Genomic DNA, 16,014 nt, shown 5'->3' with positions numbered 1-16,014 from the left:
CAATAACCAGAGCAGCTATACTGGGTCCGGCGCTGAAAGCGCGAAGTTGATTGACTTGTTATACCTTGCCAAATTTGATCCATTTAATGACCAATTTTATTATATTTACCAGCGAAGCTATTGTGTAAAAAGCTACTATGATCCAGATTAGCTGATAAAGCGTTATCATAAAATCAAAGTTGATCAAACTAAGTTTCGTTGTACTTATATGTTTCACCGCCTGAGGAAGCATTACAAACGAAATTGCGCTTAGCATCGCAAAGTTAGGCATACTGCTCAGCAAGATAGTCGTTGCTATTGTAGATCGCAGTTTTTTAAGAGTAGCAACTTGTTCCTTAGGTGGCTTATCTATTGAAAGCGCTTCTTTCACTTTATTTGCATTCGCGCCCATATGAAAAACGGCAACACCAAAGAGGACACTTAAAGCAGATATAATGTTTGGCAGGCTAGTTTCCAAAATAATTCCCTAAGGCTGTGTGAGTATCAGAAGCAATGAAATACTTTCTTGAACCTACCGATTTTTTTCTTATGGGATTATAACCAGCTCCTTCTTTGGCAACGATAAGATTTAAATGCTCGACGAAGACATCCGACAATATTGTCACATCATAGCCTTCACCACTAGCCTCAGCCGATCGGTATATTTCCTCTAATGTTTGGTGGAGCTCTTCATGCAGCTTAGTTCGATACCTAGAAAGGGTATTTCGCAAAAGAGTTTTAGATTGAGTTGTAGTCAATTGGAACATGATAGAAATGTCATCTTCACTAGGTAGACGAGGTGAAAATACTTTCTTTATTATATAGAGGAGACGATCTTGTTTCGCTTCGTCGGCTCGGTTGGGCATTCCTTTTCCAGCTAGCATTTCTAGATATTCAATTAGTCCTGCGTGGGCCAAATTGGTTAAGCGTGGAGCGAGATCATCTGTATCAGCTATGCCCATTGAAGCACGCAGCAAATCAAGCTTTTCTTGTGAAACCTCTTGCCCATCAAGTTCGCTCAAGTCAAATTGTATTTCCATAAGCTATGATCTCTCCGTACTGTGGGTATAACATTTTATAGTGCGCCGATCGCGCATCTTCCTGCCAATGTCACGCGCATGTATTAATAAATCTATTATTAACAAATAACGTAATGCATTGCCAACTATAATATTTTTATTGACACTAAAGGTATTCAGAAAAAGAAAATACGCTCATCGCTCACGCTCATTTTCTTGAATATGGGAGCGAAACAACAGTACTGTGTATTTACACAGCTTCCTACATTGGTGATGATATGAGAGTTAGTGAAATATCAGATTTATCGAGTATTGCCAATAGCATTAGATGAATAACACTATATCTGTTCACTTAAAGCCGCCCTTAGAGCATTTTCATTAACCCATTTAGGGCTAAGGCGAGTTATATTTATAACTCGTCGGTAGACAAAATTATGTTTTTTCAAAATCAAACATTAGCAAATAACTAATAACTTCAGGCATGACAAATAGCTAAACCTGATAGAAAAACTGCCACCAAAAAGCAAAAGACAAGACTTAGCCCTATTGGTTTTAACTCTGGAATATGCAACCATATTGACTTAAATTATTTTATATGAATCAGATGTATAGTAAGCTACAAAGAATTACAACAGATGAAACGTAAGCATGTCAGAGAATACCCCCGCTAGCCCTAGCATTTACAAGACAATCTTTTTTGTAAGCTTAATCACATGCTCACTTTTTTGCATTGTGCTACTGGTGTTACTCGTATGTTTACCTTCTCCATCACTACTATCTTACCTTGGCTATGCCGACTCAGTTGCACTTGCTAATGCTGATAATATCAACGATCCATTCACATCCCACATTATTGGTGAGTTAGTCAAGAGTGGGACATTAATCAGCCTTAAAGATGTCTGGTCATTTCAAACTGGCTTTTATCAAACAATAATCACCGTCCTTATAGCTATTAACGGTTTGATCGCTGCAATATCCGTGATTTACATCAAAAGTACATCAGAAGAAAAAGCTGAAGAAATCACAAAAAAATATATGCATAGTGATACGTTTAATCACTTACTCAATGCAAAAGTTGAGAATGAAGCAGAATCACGGCTTCGGGTTGTACAAAGCGATCTAAATGCTACTGCTGGCGATTTTGAAAGGTCATTAGGAACTGTCGATGAAGCTCTAGAACGATTGCAACTTTTAGAAACAGAAAACCAAAGCCTACGCCAACAAATAAAGGTCATTTCGGAACGTGTAGCTCAGTTAGATATATCCGAATCTGAAGGCAAAGAATCCCTACTTGTCAAAAAGGAACAATAGATGGCATTCGTTAGAAAATCTGGTAGAAAAACTCAAACAACGACAGAATTTGAAGATTTGTCTACACCTGAACATCTAATAGCACTTGCTGAAGACAAGGGCTTAGAAACTGACCCTGTCAATGTATCTGAATTAGCCAAACAACTAGGGATTACTGTTAGATACGAGCCGATGCAAGATGAAGAATCAGGCTCGCTAAAAAAAGAGAAAAAGTCAGGCTGTTGGGTAATGACCGTTAATTCATTACACCATCCGCATAGGCAAAGGTTTACAATAGCCCACGAAATTGCACATCGCATTCGCCATGCTGCTAACAGTGATAGCTTTGAAGATACAACTTTCTTTAGAAATGGGGAAACAAACTGGATGGAAGCTGAAGCCAATGATTTTGCAGCCTCACTATTGATGCCTAAAGATGCTTTCGATAATTTCATAGCCAACGTATCATCAAAGGTTGAAGATGTTGCTATGCACTTCCAAGTATCTTCTCATGCAGTTCGAATTAGAGCCAAAGTTCTTGGTTATGACGGACATAATCTATGAGTGAATTTGTCTATTTCCCGATCATAAAAACTAGAGATGGCGAACTCCGTTGTTTTGAACACATCAATGATGATGATTTTTCAAAGATTTTGCCAATTTACGAACTAACCAAATCGAGAAAAACAAAAAAAGCACCTGATGGTGATATATATCGCCGTATGAAGCAAATTGCTGAAATTCAGAAGAAGCGACCATTTATACTTGATTTGAGTACAAACGAAAAATATATCAACCCTCAGATTGAGCAGTTGTTATCAGAACACAACGGCTTTAAAGAGTGGCAGTATTTTCTGTTTGATCTACATTGTGACTTAAACATCATCCCTATGGTTCACTTGTATGAAGATGATGACGGGAAGTTCGAAGACGTTGAAGAATTCGTAAGAATTGCTTCTGCAAGAACTAATTGTCTTGCGGTTAGATTGCCATATGACTTAAGTGACGAAGAAGTTGAATATTATCTAACTCCTATAACAAGGCACCTGAACGAAAATTGTAAACTCTACGTAATTCTAGATGCTGAATTCGTAAGAAAGAAAGCCATTAATGATGTAGTTGATACTTTCCTTGAAGCATGCTCAGGTACGGAGTCCTTCGCTGATAAAATAGAAGGCGTTGTAATGCTCTGCTCTAGTTTCCCATCGAATGTTGCTCAAACTGGTGGCGAAGATATTGCAGGTGAGTTTAGGATTTATGAAGAAGATATCTATCAGGGTATTAGTGAAGAGTTCCCAATCAAATATGGCGACTACGTTTCAATTAACACCGAACAAATTGAAATGAAAGGCGGTACTTTTGTACCTAGAGTTGATATTGCATCTTTAGACGGAAAATCATTCACCTATAAAAGGTACCGTCGAAACAATGGTGGGTATGTAAGAGCTGCAGAGCACACTGTCAGAGATACAACATCATATAAGCCGCTTGGAGTGTGGGCTGATGAAGAGATCCAAGCAGCAGCAAATGATAACCCATCAGGCATTAGCCCCGCATTTTGGATATCAGTTCGCATGAACTACTACATTAAAAGTCGAATTTTACTCAGAGAATCAGACGATTCTTCGTTTTAGTAATGACGGAGCTTTCTTTGTAATTGTATATATGTCATCCGACGTCAAATGAAGGGTAGTTTCTTGTCTCAACAGTTTTGAAGCCACCCCATATCTTTCATTAAAATCGTTTCTTGATAACTGTCTTAATGACTCTAACGTATTGTTTTTTGATACGTAGTCGCATAATTCGTGCTTCGATCTTAAATTGCTTCCTTTCGATAGAGCAGTCAACTTTTGCACACTTAACGCACTGGCTAACACTCTTTTATCGTGTCGTTTGAACTGTTTTGATTGGCGAACATGAGTAATTTTGCCATTTTCGACCAGAAAGATGCCAACATCTCTTGAAATCGTTGCTCGTACTTCAGCCAGATTGCTTGGTTCACACACAACAAAGCAAAAATCAAAAAACTTTTTATAACTTTCAATTTGATAATTCAACCTAGATACAGTGTCACGAGCACCTTTTATTTCAAAGGCAGTTAAGTAGCCATCATCTAGCAATGCTAGATCCGCTCGTCTTTCACCAAATTGAAATGAAAACTCAGCACCAACAACAAAATTTTCATACTTTTCTAGAAAGTACCTTACTATTAGTTTTTTAATTTCTAGCTCTGTCATCTATGCCACTTTAACTGTATATACAAACAGCATTATCGTATATCACTAGCCTATCAGCAAGCATATTGTTAACACCCTTTTTATTGTTATTCTCCCAACTTAGAGATCAGGTCTTGTCTTTTGACTCTTATTACTTTTTCTATATCAAAGTTGACTGTAAATCATTTTGTGATTTGAAGGCGTAACTCATTACTCCTGCTTGATTGGCTTGTTAAGTTCACATTCACTGGTTTCGATTAGTAAAATGCGTTTAGGGTACAGGCCTAACTCATGATTATAAAACTGAGAAGGCATTTCTTCATAACTTGTTAAGTGACCCATTTCGCTTACCCAACCCCAAGGGTTTTCATACACCTTCGGCACTTCCCCCATTTTATTACGGGTATTATTTGAAAATGCAATATTGGGACAAACTGCTAAACACCTTAGAGGAACAGTCTCAGGAAACGCGTGAATTTTTTCAAAAGTACGAAAACCTCGTTTCGAAAGTGCAGTTTTAACGTTTTTTAAAGGCGTGACAGTACATCCAAATTTAGGAATATCAAGAGGTAATGGACAGTTCCAGCTCTTCGGGTACTCAGAATGTTTCAAGTGATTATAAAACGCGTATATTGGAATCGCTTTATTTGCTTTAGCATAAGCTTCTAATATTTCATGTTGCGGTTTGGCATTACTACCTTTTCCTATCACATGATTTAACGACGCATACCTGCCTGATTTCAAATCCAGCTTTTTTGCTTGAACAGCATAGCGTAAATATCCTTGCTTTCTGTTGCCTATCCACCACTCCCAATCTGTTCCTTTAACTTTTTCTTTATTTTTAGGTGTTTGGATAATTTTAATGTTTGATAATTTTTGAGAGGCTAAATATATCAACAAATTGTCTGTTAATGTTTCTTCGCCTTGATTTATACCAAACTGTGTAGAGTTGTCTAGACGATTCCAAACATCGTCACAAACAATATTAAGGTGATGATCTAGCACTGAACCTCCTTGTGAACTTAACGCCGCCAACATGGTTAGTGCTAGCTGACGGAAAATTTGTTCGAAATTTTATGACAGCTTGCGCTATCCCTTGTGCTTGGCCTTAGCATGTTTTTTAATTGTGCCAACAGTTTTAGGGCTTTTTCTCTGGTTTCATTCAGTTGAAACTCTTGGTAATTGAGAGCTGATGACTGTTTCCAATGCTTTTTAAGTGAAGCCAGCAGAAATAATACTTTGGGCATGACCTGTACGAGACACACATGTACCATCAGTATAATTAGTCTAAGAAAAAACAATTCAAAATAATTAACAGAACAGATTTGACCAACTGATTGTAATGTTCTCGCAAATTGTTAGTTGGTCACTAATTTCTCATAAACACATAATTGCCGCAATAAAGTTTGGCTATACTAAGCGAAGAATGAGCGAAGCCAAGCTTTTTGCATCCACCCCTAATGCGATTGTTATAACTATCTAGCTCACATATTTTAGTGCTTTACTTGAGATCACCGTATATATAATTATTTTCGTGATCCCATAACTCAAACTTGGTGCCTTTGAGTTCACCATAGATATAATTATTATTGTGATCCCATAATTCGACTTTATTATTAGATTTCAAATCACCGTATATGTAGTTGTTTTTGTGATCCCATAACTCAAACTTAGTACCCTTAAGCTCACCATAAATATAATTATTATTGTTATCCCATAATTCAATTTTCGAACTCATATTTTCTCCATGTACGTATAACATTTTAGTATTTATGCAACACGCAATTTGTGTGTCAAAGCCGCTTTTTGGAATTTGATCAACTTAGCTAGTATTATGTATGCTTTTTCTAAATTACTCAGCGCTTATTATGTATTCATTACACCTAAATTAGTCTTAATAAGCAAATATAGGCTTATCTGTACAGAGGCTGCTAGCCTGAGCAATTAAGCTTAGCTCGTGTTAGGGCAAAAGTGTTTTATGGGTTTTAGCAACAAGAGTCAGTACCGCTTACTCTGACTCGACATTGAGGCAGCTTTACTTGTTCGAGGACTTACTTGGCTTTAGGCCTGAAGTGTTTCCTGGCGTTTTTTTATTGTCTCGTCGACGTTGATCTGGCTTGCCCGTTGATTTGGCTATTGGTTTTGGTCCTGGTTTCAAACCCATGATTTGATCCTTTTATTTAAAGAGGTTATTCCTCATTGTATAGTATTTGGGCAGTATTGATGGCTTTCAAGATATGTATGAAAAACAATCTAAAAATATCTCCAAGGTTTCTTGCCGATAACGCATTTTTTGATGCGTTTTTAAAATGTACTGCGATAATTTGGAGGCACAATAGAATTCTTTCGCGAACTTGCCATAACCACCGAGAGCTGATTTTCAAAGGACCCCGAATAATTTTCTCTCATAATTGATGTACCACGATAATTCTGCTTTGCGCTGGTTCTTCTCGTCGAGGTCTGAATAAGAGGCATCACTGTTCTTTGATGAAGAAATATGAAACGTATTTGGCCATCCCCTCCTTTTGGCACACAAAAACGCACTTATAATTGCTGTAAAACGCATTTTTGGTGTAGGCGCCCCCCAAATCAACGTATTTATGGCCATAGCATTCCTGTAAAACGTTAGTTACAAACTCAAAAAACCCAACAGTTAGCATTCAAAATCAATGACCTGCTATTTTTTAACCAATTATTCGTGACATTTGGAAGCTACAGGAGTAAGGTAAGATCCAGATTGTTTCGTCTGTAATCGAAAGGTGGTCAGACCATGCAATCGCCCCAATTTTATGAGCAATATCGCTCATCATTTCTTCCTCTTCGCGCTGATTTTGCGTCAATTTACCCGGCTGCCAGACACAAAAAGAGCCTCCGACAGCCAAAATTTCCATTAAATTTTCAAACGCTTAATGTTGTAAAAATACAATGCCTGTTATGTTCCCGCTGTTCTATTTTGAAAAAAGAGACAGCAAGAATGAAATGGATTGATGCGCTTTTAGGGGGGGGTTATGACTCATTATAAAGCAAACAAACATCGCGGGCGTCACATAATTCGTATGTACTCTCCCAAGAATCAATGTGCCGTTAAGCTAGAGAGCGCTTTAGAAGCAGCCTTTGCACGAGGTTTGGAATTAGACCCGAACGTTAAAAGCTATGCGAGCCAGCCTGAAACCATGTCATGCGATGGGCAATCGTACACGCCCGACTTTTTGGTTGTGTATCACAGTGGCCGAGGCAAATACATTGAAGTACACCAGTCTTCTCGCGTCGACGGTGAGTATGCACAGAAGCTTAAAAAGTTCTCTGCTTACTCTGTTAAAACCACAGGCCGCCCAATTGAATTGGTCACAGAGCGTTACATAAACCTTGGTTGCACACGGGCTTATGAGCAAATGCTCTTTATTGCTGCGGATGTTATACCGGATGATTTGCTGCTGTGTGATTTGCCGCACAGTCTAACGCTCGGTGAGCTCGTTTCTTGGCTAGCAGAGAGAGACGACGCGCCCCTATCGCTCGCTTACAGGCTGATTATTGACGCCTGGTATGACACAGACCTACGCAACTGCTTGTCGAGCGAAACTATCTTAACAGCTAATCAAAAAGCTCGCGGAGGTGACTCATGTTCGGCATAGGGATTGGAGGTAAACTGAACTTTGACGACGGACGCTCGGTCTCTTTACTATATGAAGACTCCTATAAAGTCATTCTCCAAGAAGATGATAACCCCTCCACGGCTCTACCTCTATCGGTGGAGGAGTTCAAAAATAAACTGCAATGCTGTGAGTTGCAGCCGGCGCTTGATTTCACGCCCAGACCAACGCTGACAGAGCCTCAAATTCGTGTACGTGACTTACGTGTTAAATACATTCACACACTGCATCAGCTCGTAACCGAGCGTGGACTGAATCACACGACGCTATCGACCTATAATATCTTGATAAAGGAAGTTGAAAAACGCCATCCAGATACTCAAAGTGCCAATCCACAGCTCGGTGGCAAGGGCCACCCAGCACGCTCAACCATCTCGCGCTGGTACAAAACATGGGTCCAATCACTCAAAGAGGATGATGCACTGGCCTCGAAAGCGCGCGATTGTAAAGTGCGCCTCGACAGTTATTCAGAATCTGTTCTTTTGAGCTTTTTATCAAACACATTCAATGGGTCTAAATCAGAGCAAAAGCGCGGGCACTATACAGCCTATTGCGAACATATCGAACGCATGCCGCTTGAACGACGACCAACGCACATTGCAAGCGAGCGGACATTTCGTCGAAGAATCGATGAACTCAAAGCATTTGACCATGAGTACGAGTCGGCAAATGAAGCACAACGAAATCAGCTTTTACTGACTCTCACACGAAAATATCGACAAAATTATGCGTTGCAACGTGTTGAAATGGACCGCATCACATTGAATCTATGCCTCATCGATGATGATACTGGGAAAGCCACTGAAAAAGTGAGTTTACTGGTCGCTATTGACTGTTATTCACGACTGCCAGTCTCTGTTGTCGTTGAGATTGGCGAAGCTGAAAACAAAGAAAATGTGGTAAATCTCTTTCAAAATATGCTGTTAAAAGACAGTCAGTTGATAGGCCAAGGTAATGCAGTGAATTACGTGGTGGATAACGGCCCTGGCTTTAACAATAATATTGTCCGAGAAATTGTAAAACGACTCAAAAGCTCGCTCATCTACACACCCGCATTGAAACCGCAAGCCAAACCTTTTATCGAGTCTTTCTTCAGCGTGATGCGTAAACAGTTTTTCAAGGGATGGACAATTTTTGACAGCGATGGGAAAGCACTTGTTGGCATCCCTGGTTACTATGCAAAACGCACCGCCGCCGATGTGGGTGTTAATCTTCAAAAAGAAGCACGACTCACTGTCAGTCAGTTTAAAGACCAGTTACACCGGTACCTGGTCGAGTACAGCAATAAGACTCATGGTCAAACTAATCGCTCGCCAACTGAGATGTGGAACGACTCAATGCACGCGCATCACCATGTGTCTCTTCAAGCATTGCCTGATTATGAAGCCATGGCACCGGCTTTCAACGTATTTGTAAAGCAAGGCTCAAACAGGCTCGATAAACGCGGCTCAGTAAGATTACATGGTCACGATTTCGCCAGCCCAGATTTGAAGTCGCTGTTCCAGCAAATAAGTTTATATAAAGACAAAAGTAGCGGCAAAGCTCCGAAGGTTGCAGTGCACTACAACCCATTTGACGCAAGAACCGTGTCTGTTACCGCGCTTATACCTGGTGAAAATTCACACAAAGAAGTACTGGCTTACAACCGCGACTTAGAACTCGATGCCGAACGTATATCATACGAAGAGCTCGCTGGATTAAAACCAAAGTCATTTGGGATTTACAGCGATTATGCTGAGCCACCGCGTGGCAAGTTGGTTGGAGATGTAGATAAACTGCGCAAACCGAAGTACAGCAACAAGTCCAAGCGTTCAGGCACAAAAGCAGCCAGTTTTGAAGAAAACAATACGCGGTCACTCAGCGCCGAAGCGCGTGTTGAGCAGTCACATTTAAGTGAAAGTCAATGTGCATCACTCCCAGATGCCCACACTGCACTTACTCAGCGTGAGTCTCAGCAAGCAAATGAAGGGCCACCAAGCGATTGGACTCAAAGCAAAAAAACCAAGAAAAACAGAAAGAGACGAGATAATTCGCAATGGTAGTAAAAACAACACAAGATATGCCGACCTCACTTATTCCTCACGATAGTTTGCGCAAGGCGTGGGAGTTTCTTCACGCTGTGCATAAGCTACATCAGCGCGCTTCAGGTAAGCGAGCGTTGCTGCTATATGGCGGCAGCGGTGAAGGAAAGACATTCACTGTAAAACAGTATCTATCACTGTTTCCAACAATCAAAACCGCGGAGGTGCTTAAAGCGCCAGTCTTTTATTGTCGACTCGATGAGTCAAAGAAAACCCCCGACGACCTGCTGTGCATACTCATTCTTGCTCTTGGCCAAACGCCGCCCAAAGGCAAACCGCGTGCGGGTGTGTTGCTGCATCAATTCAAAACACTCGTTCGAGAAAAGTGTATTGAGTTATTCATCATTGATGAAATTCAACAAGTGCTTCCTAAAACCGACGGACAACGCGCGTTAGAGATGTTGAAATTTCTGTGTGCATTAATAGATGCGGAAGATTTGCAGACTAGCTTTGTATTTGTTGGCAGCACGCGTGCAATGCATTTGCTTGCATTTGGCGCTTGCGAAAATACTGTCGACGATAATGAGCAACTATCTCGTCGCATGCTGCGACCAGTCAAACTCGAACGCATTGAGCCTCGCTCCCCCCAGTGGATACGTGTCACGAACTACTTCGTTCAAAAAATTGGCTTCAGAGAATTGGTGGCACCAGACGACAAAGAACTGTTTGACCGGATTTACTTAGCTTACACAGAGCGCGCATTTTCAACCCTTGAAGATTTGTTTCTTGATGAAGAGCGTCCCAACTACATTGAGGACACACCTCAGTTGTTAGCTTATCTCAGCGAACGCTTTTTGCTCACCTCTAAACGCGCAATTAACCCTTTCGATACCGAACAAATGGACGCAGACGAGGTCGATGAGGCCATGCTATGCGTGAAACAAGACTACTTTAAACAACTTGAAGCTGAGGATTAGTATGCAGTTTGCCGTCACACCTTGTTGCAAACCCCAAGAGAGCATCATCGGCTATTGCTTACGCCTCGCCAAACGCAATGGTTTCACCACCATCCGAGACATGTTAAGCGTTCCAGTAATACTGAGACTCGCCAAAGGACTAAAGTCGGGCGTATTCGAACTCGACGCGCTTCTCCCAGACACAGCATCAATGGGTCAAGCAAGTGTTCGCTGTGTGTTATTTAAAAAACCACACAGCATATTGCCGCGCATTTGCCTTACATGCATTGCGCAAGATAATGTAATTCCAGTAAGCCACCAATCCCTTTTCATTTACCGATGCGACAAACACAATGATGTGCTAATCGATACCTGCAGTCATTGCACCCACCCGCTTCACTGGGATGTAGATTTACTTAATGCGCGATGCACGAATGCGTCGTGCCAGCGCCCCCTGCAAGCATGCCAATCAGTATTACCCGATTCACTGCCACCACAAGACTTAAGTGACTGTCTATTCGCAGGTATCTTTGCTCGCAATCCACATAAACTGTCCATCAAAACGCACACGTTTGCTAAGTGCTATCACATCCGGTCAATCATCGAGGACGGGTTCGTATTATTGACTCAGGAAAGGCGCACAAAAATGTGGTTAGCGGTGTCGATGAGTAACTTTTCTCACCAATTGCCAATTACCTTTCGCACTATCCCCATAGCCTTATTGCAACGTCATCTTAAGTCTAAAAATTGGCCTGCAATTGAAGTATTCAAGCAACTCGCGCAATGTGAGTATAACAATGCCGCTGGCTCAAATTGTTCAGTTCCGCCATTATTGACTCATGCTGATGTCGCTATGCAGTTATTCGGAGTTGAATTGTTTGAGCTTAAACAGCTTCAGCAATTCGAACTAATCATTACTACCTCAGCCGCAAACCTCAATAAGGGCGTGGTAGTTGACATAAGCCCTGTATTTAACGCACTGTCATTTAACACCACTCTCCAACAGATGCCAACGCTTAAAGAGCTTATGCCGCTCCTACATGCGTCAAATATAACTGTGGGTAAAATATTGGAAGCAATACTAACACAACGCTTAGCATCGAGTTATCTACCCTCTTATGACATCCTAACGTCTCTTAGGGTGGACCCTGATTGTCTATTAGACCTTATAAAAGCGCTAAAGTCCCAGTCCACGCTCCAAAAATTAACCCTATCAGAAGCCAGTAAACTAACCGGTTTAACTGAAAAAAAACTATTGTCACTTCGTGAGAATGGAATAATTAAAAAGCTCCCATGGGACCATGATTTTTCTCTAAAGTTTTGTTCGTATAATGAAATTGTGAAGCTACAAAAAGCGCAACTAACTAAGCAAATGCTTCTCCAACTGCCACATGATTAGTTACACCGCTGAATTTTTTGAGTTTATTAACTCGACATCAAGAACGATTGAGAAGTGTCTAGATTATTGATGTCGATTCAGTATTAACAGATGACCTGAAGGTTGAGGCTAAAACTAATTCGGTCATAAAAGCTTATATCGCCAACAATTGGGGCCGTAATAAAGCGAAGCGGAACGAAGTTACCAGCACCGCAAGTGCTAGCAACAAACGCTTGTTAAGTTGCCCCTGATCAATGCTACGGCCTATTAATTTAGCAAGAAAAGCAACTGTGCGAGCAGACTTAGTTTTGGACAAAAACACGTTAGAGTATTTAATCAGTAACGCCTTACTAATGGGCGAATAAATGCTTGGCTAAAATTAGCGACGAAGGAGCACAAGCCAAGCGTTTTGCGTCCAATTGCCATAATGGCCTTGTTATATACCGTTTACTAATGCAATTAAAATGCTAGTTACAACTGCACCGAAAAAACAAATTAACATACGCAAAAAACAACGACCATATATACGCCTACCTTCGGCATCTTTAGGACCTTTATAGAAGCCATTACTTATATGGGCACCTCGTTTATATTCTCGATGAATTTCCTCTCCAATGAAAAGTAAAACATTGTTGAAAAAAGTACGAGAGCGCTTAACACCCAAGAAAATGGTAGTGACAGTGATTCTATTAGCATTCCGCTAATTACAATAATTCCGCCTGCTATAAATGATGATTTCTTCGATGCTTCCATAGGTATATAACGCCTCAAGCAGAAGCAACTTTTAAGCTGGCTAAAATTAGGAGCGCAGCTACGGAAGCCAGCTTAAAATTGTCCTGTTGACTTGGCTTGTTATGTTTATTGATTAAAGTACTCTTTTAATTTCTTGTAACTAACTATACGTGAATCTATATAGCCTATTGTACAATTCCTAACTGGTACTGACTCAATTTTATAAAATTCACTCGGTAATTCTATAATCGTAGATAAGCGAGGATCCTCTGTTTCTAGACTGATAGTCAAATTTTCTCTGTTTCGACCATAAAGTTTCCAAAACGATCTACCTATTACTGATTGCTTATATTTGCCATCTTCAGTCTTTTTTAAAAATAAAAGGTGGTAACCATGAATATCATATAAGGCACTACTAACAGTGCTTAAATGCCAACTTACATTAATTTCATTAGAACTTTGAGAACCTTTTAATAAATCAACTATCAATACCTTTGTCGTCCCATGACCATCATCGACCACTTCAATATTCTTAATTTTTACTAAAGCAACTATTTCAGAACCATCAACTAAACTTTCCCAAGTTACAGGTCCAATTTTTGCGTATAAAGCGGCTGGATAAAATAAGAATAAGAATATAATTAACCTAGTAGACACTTCCCCCTCCATAGAAACATTACGCCCGCATTTGCGGCTGGTTTGGAGCGCAGCGGAAAACCAGTCCGACAACATGCGCTTGATACTTATTGAACCTTCTCCCCGAAGTTTAGCGAACAGCTAAACTTCAAGGCGACCAAACCAAAAGGAGAAAGCTCAGTGAAATTTTATACTAATTATCATAAATATTATTGTGGAATTGATCTACATGCACGCATTTTATACGTTTGTATCCTTGATGATCGCGGCAGCAAAGTTGTTCACCAGAAAATAAAAGCCGATAAAACCGCATTACTTAAACTCATTTCCCCTTACCTCGAAGATATCGTTATTGGTGTTGAGTGCATGCATTGCTGGTATTGGGTCAGTGACTTATGTGCTGAACAGGGTATTGATTTTGTGCTTGGTCATGCCCTCTACATGAAAGCGATTCACGGAGGCAAAGCCAAAAACGATAAAATTGACTCATATAAAATTGCTAGCCTATTACGAGGTGGTAACTTTCCACTTGCTTACAATTACCCCGCACATATGCGTTCTACTCGTGATTTACTCCGTCGAAGAACTAAGCTCGTTCAACATGGGGCACAATTAAAAGCACATATAGTTAACACTAATAGCCAATACAACTATCCAGCACTTGAGCTACATATGAAGAACAAATGTGTTCGTCAAGAATTCCAAACGCGTTTTGAAGACCAAGCCGTTCAACGCAATATCAACTTCGACCTCGCCATTCTCGATAGTTACGCAGAAGAGCTTAAAAAGCTTGAATATTACTTAGAGGGCAAAGCAAAGCAGCATCAGCCAAATTATTATACTCAGCTTCGCACCATCCCAGGTATTGGTCTTATTTTAGCGATGACTATTTTGTATGAGATTGGAGACATTAACCGCTTTGAATCTGTACAAAAGTTCGCTTCTTACTGCCGACTCGTGAAATGTAAAGCCGAGTCCGCTGGTAAAACCTATGGTACTAGTGGTAATAAGATTGGTAATGGTCATTTAAAATGGGCCTTTAGCGAAGCCGCTATACTCTATTTACGCGGCAATGACAAAGCTCGTCGTTACTTAAACAAACTGCAAAAGCGTATGAGCAAAGCCAAAGCGTTATCTGTCCTTGCCCACAAGCTTAGGCGTTGTGTGTATTTTATGTTGAAGAATAAGACGGTATTCGATGATGAAAGGTTTTTAAAAAGCTAAGTCGCACAATGAGGTGAGCTGCTCTCCTAACTAGATAAGCATGAACAACCACGCATTATTTGTGTTTTAGTCAGCAAAAGCTGTGTTCGCAGGTAAGTGTTGTCGATGTAATAAGCTATTTGGCCTTGATTAGACACCTCATTGGTGCGCATTAATTTTGTAATGAATTAAATCGTTTGCACCTTAACTGAGCCTTTAACTAACTGGACACATGAGCCATATCCTTGAATAGCGCCAGTTTAAGGTTAACCGATAAATGTCTAGTGGCCCTAAGCAATTGATGTATTAACTGATTTAGGCAGCGATAAGATCGCAATAAGAGACCCTCAATATGTGTTTGCCGTAAACGATTTTTAACGGCTAACAGACATACCGAAGATAAACAGATTTAAAAGATTACAAAGACAAATTAGCTGCTTAAAGCAGCTAAAAAGAATCGTTATGCTTACTTGACCCGAGAAGGTTCATATGTGTTATATGCCGATTACTCTGACCTTAAAACATCAATACTTTCCCAAGAAGCCCAACCAACTTGATGAAACAACTTAAATATTAGTTGTTGGTACAAGCCTGCCATTTCTAATGCTCGTTCAACAGTAGGGCTTAAACAACTAAACTCATGATCGCATTTAACATGGACACGAAAACGTTTTTCGTCATTGAACATTTCGTATGAAATCGTTGTTTCAGTGTAAGTTGAAATGCGCCACTCTATACACTGTTCCCACTTTCCGTCTTCTTCTAGTGCAGCTAGAACAGCACCTTTTTCGTCAGCGAGAACATTTTTTTCAGCAAGTTTTGACAGGTAATCATCCGTTGAATTAAACATCATTCTCCAAAGGCATATAGACATAATGACTCCCCATGAGGTGCTAGCCTCCGCATTTTCGTGGGTTAGCTAAAAGCCAGAGAC

General features: G+C 40.3%; 16 protein-coding genes. 8 read left to right on the top strand and 8 right to left on the bottom strand.

From position 1 onward, the window contains the following. Positions 1-58: 58 nt before the first annotated feature. On the bottom strand, positions 59-457 hold the full coding sequence (locus CWC28_RS17430) for a hypothetical protein (RefSeq protein WP_138625504.1): 399 nt from the start codon (positions 455-457) through the stop codon (positions 59-61). Continuing rightward, the gene (locus tag CWC28_RS17425; RefSeq protein WP_138625503.1) at positions 447-1,019 is read right to left on the bottom strand and encodes a hypothetical protein; all 573 of its coding nucleotides are present in this window, start codon (positions 1,017-1,019) and stop codon (positions 447-449) included. Before CWC28_RS17425 ends, CWC28_RS17430 begins: the two co-directional genes overlap by 11 nt. A gap of 627 nt (positions 1,020-1,646) precedes the next feature. Between CWC28_RS17425 and CWC28_RS17420 the strand changes: the two genes are divergently transcribed. The 3 genes from CWC28_RS17420 to CWC28_RS17410 are packed head-to-tail and all read left to right on the top strand — an operon-like array spanning position 1,647 to position 3,922. Then, positions 1,647-2,309 (top strand): phosphohydrolase, encoded by a 663-nt coding sequence (locus CWC28_RS17420; RefSeq protein WP_138625502.1) that lies wholly within the window; start codon positions 1,647-1,649, stop codon positions 2,307-2,309. After that, positions 2,310-2,852, top strand: coding sequence for an ImmA/IrrE family metallo-endopeptidase (locus CWC28_RS17415; RefSeq protein ID WP_138625501.1), 543 nt, complete (start codon positions 2,310-2,312; stop codon positions 2,850-2,852). It begins immediately after the preceding gene. After that, a complete protein-coding gene (locus CWC28_RS17410) occupies positions 2,849-3,922 on the top strand; it encodes a beta family protein (protein WP_138625500.1) in 1,074 nt (357 codons plus the stop codon). Before CWC28_RS17415 ends, CWC28_RS17410 begins: the two co-directional genes overlap by 4 nt. On the opposite strand, the gene CWC28_RS17405 is transcribed toward CWC28_RS17410, so the two are convergent. From CWC28_RS17405 to CWC28_RS17390, 4 genes are all read right to left on the bottom strand, one after another. Then, the gene (locus CWC28_RS17405; protein ID WP_138625499.1) at positions 3,902-4,525 is read right to left on the bottom strand and encodes a sce7726 family protein; all 624 of its coding nucleotides are present in this window, start codon (positions 4,523-4,525) and stop codon (positions 3,902-3,904) included. The genes CWC28_RS17410 and CWC28_RS17405 overlap by 21 nt on opposite strands. Positions 4,526-4,714: 189 nt before the next feature. Further along, on the bottom strand, positions 4,715-5,509 hold the full coding sequence (locus CWC28_RS22280; RefSeq protein ID WP_212746799.1) for a DUF6615 family protein: 795 nt from the start codon (positions 5,507-5,509) through the stop codon (positions 4,715-4,717). Positions 5,510-6,005: 496 nt separating this feature from the next. Then, positions 6,006-6,242 carry a hypothetical protein gene (locus CWC28_RS17395; protein ID WP_138625498.1) on the bottom strand — a complete coding sequence of 79 codons (237 nt, stop codon included), beginning with the start codon at positions 6,240-6,242 and terminating at the stop codon, positions 6,006-6,008. Between the two features lie 946 nt (positions 6,243-7,188). Further along, positions 7,189-7,395: a hypothetical protein gene (locus tag CWC28_RS17390; protein ID WP_138625497.1), complete on the bottom strand. Its 207-nt coding sequence runs from the start codon at positions 7,393-7,395 to the stop codon at positions 7,189-7,191. A gap of 117 nt (positions 7,396-7,512) precedes the next feature. Here CWC28_RS17390 and CWC28_RS17385 point away from each other — a divergent pair, with 117 nt between their 5' ends. From CWC28_RS17385 to CWC28_RS17370, 4 genes are all read left to right on the top strand, one after another. After that, positions 7,513-8,136 carry a TnsA endonuclease N-terminal domain-containing protein gene (locus CWC28_RS17385; protein ID WP_138625496.1) on the top strand — a complete coding sequence of 208 codons (624 nt, stop codon included), beginning with the start codon at positions 7,513-7,515 and terminating at the stop codon, positions 8,134-8,136. Continuing rightward, a complete protein-coding gene (locus tag CWC28_RS17380; protein ID WP_138625495.1) occupies positions 8,124-10,196 on the top strand; it encodes a TnsB C-terminal domain-containing protein in 2,073 nt (690 codons plus the stop codon). Before CWC28_RS17385 ends, CWC28_RS17380 begins: the two co-directional genes overlap by 13 nt. Further along, positions 10,190-11,152 carry an AAA family ATPase gene (locus CWC28_RS17375; RefSeq protein WP_138625494.1) on the top strand — a complete coding sequence of 321 codons (963 nt, stop codon included), beginning with the start codon at positions 10,190-10,192 and terminating at the stop codon, positions 11,150-11,152. The genes CWC28_RS17380 and CWC28_RS17375 overlap by 7 nt, the downstream gene beginning before the upstream one ends. Positions 11,153-11,777: 625 nt before the next feature. Beyond that, a complete protein-coding gene (locus CWC28_RS17370) occupies positions 11,778-12,530 on the top strand; it encodes a hypothetical protein (protein ID WP_138625493.1) in 753 nt (250 codons plus the stop codon). Between the two features lie 837 nt (positions 12,531-13,367). Here the strand turns inward: CWC28_RS17370 and CWC28_RS17365 are convergent. Then, positions 13,368-13,898 (bottom strand): hypothetical protein, encoded by a 531-nt coding sequence (locus tag CWC28_RS17365; RefSeq protein WP_138615738.1) that lies wholly within the window; start codon positions 13,896-13,898, stop codon positions 13,368-13,370. A gap of 159 nt (positions 13,899-14,057) precedes the next feature. On the opposite strand from CWC28_RS17365, the gene CWC28_RS17360 reads away from it, so the two are divergent. After that, positions 14,058-15,101: an IS110 family RNA-guided transposase gene (locus CWC28_RS17360; RefSeq protein WP_138625492.1), complete on the top strand. Its 1,044-nt coding sequence runs from the start codon at positions 14,058-14,060 to the stop codon at positions 15,099-15,101. Positions 15,102-15,585: 484 nt separating this feature from the next. On the opposite strand, the gene CWC28_RS17355 is transcribed toward CWC28_RS17360, so the two are convergent. Next, entirely contained in the window at positions 15,586-15,954 is a 369-nt protein-coding gene (locus CWC28_RS17355) for a hypothetical protein (RefSeq protein ID WP_138625491.1), read from the bottom strand. Between the last annotated feature and the right edge of the window lie 60 nt (positions 15,955-16,014).

This window comes from Pseudoalteromonas sp. S4492 (assembly GCF_005886115.1).
Classification (GTDB): domain Bacteria; phylum Pseudomonadota; class Gammaproteobacteria; order Enterobacterales; family Alteromonadaceae; genus Pseudoalteromonas; species Pseudoalteromonas gelatinilytica.
The sequence above is the reverse complement of the archived record's forward strand: the minus strand, read 5'-3'. Positions and strand labels throughout refer to the sequence as shown.

What these genes read in the sequence shown, in the direction of transcription:
- CWC28_RS17355 (WP_138625491.1), bottom strand. Translation starts at nt 15,954, where the DNA reads ATGTCTATATGCCTTTGGAGAATGATGTTTAATTCAACGGATGATTAC.
- CWC28_RS17380 (WP_138625495.1), top strand. Translation starts at nt 8,124, where the DNA reads ATGTTCGGCATAGGGATTGGAGGTAAACTGAACTTTGACGACGGACGC.
- CWC28_RS17390 (WP_138625497.1), bottom strand. Translation starts at nt 7,395, where the DNA reads ATGGAAATTTTGGCTGTCGGAGGCTCTTTTTGTGTCTGGCAGCCGGGT.
- CWC28_RS17415 (WP_138625501.1), top strand. Translation starts at nt 2,310, where the DNA reads ATGGCATTCGTTAGAAAATCTGGTAGAAAAACTCAAACAACGACAGAA.
- CWC28_RS17425 (WP_138625503.1), bottom strand. Translation starts at nt 1,019, where the DNA reads ATGGAAATACAATTTGACTTGAGCGAACTTGATGGGCAAGAGGTTTCA.
- CWC28_RS17370 (WP_138625493.1), top strand. Translation starts at nt 11,778, where the DNA reads ATGTGGTTAGCGGTGTCGATGAGTAACTTTTCTCACCAATTGCCAATT.
- CWC28_RS17395 (WP_138625498.1), bottom strand. Translation starts at nt 6,242, where the DNA reads ATGAGTTCGAAAATTGAATTATGGGATAACAATAATAATTATATTTAT.
- CWC28_RS17410 (WP_138625500.1), top strand. Translation starts at nt 2,849, where the DNA reads ATGAGTGAATTTGTCTATTTCCCGATCATAAAAACTAGAGATGGCGAA.
- CWC28_RS17405 (WP_138625499.1), bottom strand. Translation starts at nt 4,525, where the DNA reads ATGACAGAGCTAGAAATTAAAAAACTAATAGTAAGGTACTTTCTAGAA.
- CWC28_RS17420 (WP_138625502.1), top strand. Translation starts at nt 1,647, where the DNA reads ATGTCAGAGAATACCCCCGCTAGCCCTAGCATTTACAAGACAATCTTT.
- CWC28_RS17385 (WP_138625496.1), top strand. Translation starts at nt 7,513, where the DNA reads ATGACTCATTATAAAGCAAACAAACATCGCGGGCGTCACATAATTCGT.
- CWC28_RS17375 (WP_138625494.1), top strand. Translation starts at nt 10,190, where the DNA reads ATGGTAGTAAAAACAACACAAGATATGCCGACCTCACTTATTCCTCAC.